The 728-nt window shown below is 45.1% G+C and carries 2 protein-coding genes; one reads left to right on the forward strand and one right to left on the reverse strand.

Annotated features, from left to right (window positions below; all coding sequences use genetic code 11):
• Window positions 1–199: 199 nt before the first annotated feature.
• Window positions 200–460 (forward strand): hypothetical protein, encoded by a 261-nt coding sequence (locus QEH52_RS19950; RefSeq protein WP_308952722.1) that lies wholly within the window; start codon window positions 200–202, stop codon window positions 458–460.
• A gap of 99 nt (window positions 461–559) precedes the next feature.
• On the opposite strand, the gene QEH52_RS19955 is transcribed toward QEH52_RS19950, so the two are convergent.
• On the reverse strand, window positions 560–728 hold a 169-nt coding region (locus tag QEH52_RS19955; protein ID WP_308952723.1), incomplete at its 5' end, for a transposase.

Genomic DNA, 728 nt, shown 5'->3' on the forward strand with positions numbered 1-728 from the left:
ACGCCCTTGCGCTTCTCTAGTGATTATTATGTTATTCAGGTCTTTCACAATGGACTTTCACCATATTAGGTTATCAACATGCTGGGCATACCAAGACGGCACAGGTCAACCCATGTAACCCGCCCTATAATTTGAAAATCACTTGAACCATTAACCCCTCAGGATGGGTGCCTGGCCTCCACGATCTACAGAAAGAAGAATGCTGATAGCCCTAAGAATCATTTCAGGAATACTGAGTTTAACGGTGTGTGCATTTTTCATCTACGGCTTGATCTTGAGTGCAGCTTTTGGCAGCTTTGGAGGCGGAAATAGAATGGATGAAATTTCAGCGTTTATGGTATGGTCGATGTGGATTCTTACAATCCTAGCGCTTGCCGGATTCGCGATGTTTGGACCAAAGAAAAAGAAATCTGAATCACCCGATGGAACAGACACAACCAACCGACCAAATGAAGCGTAGATCCAGACGCTGCTGGACAATCCCATTTACGCCCAAAACATCCGATAACCACTTAAACTTTTGAGCTCTAAGAGGGCGTCTAATAAATTTCCAAAACGGTTAGAATCTAGCCGCACGCTTGAGCATGAGTCGAGTCATCGCAATATGAATCATGGCAGTAGATGACTCAATGGTAGTTTCGTAGTCTTTGGACATTCTGCGGTATTTCGACAGCCATCCGAAGGTTCTCTCGACGATCCACCGCTTAGGCAGAACCTTGAAACCTCTG

This window comes from Thalassobacterium maritimum, from assembly GCF_031127805.1.
Lineage (GTDB): Bacteria > Verrucomicrobiota > Verrucomicrobiia > Opitutales > Coraliomargaritaceae > Thalassobacterium > Thalassobacterium maritimum.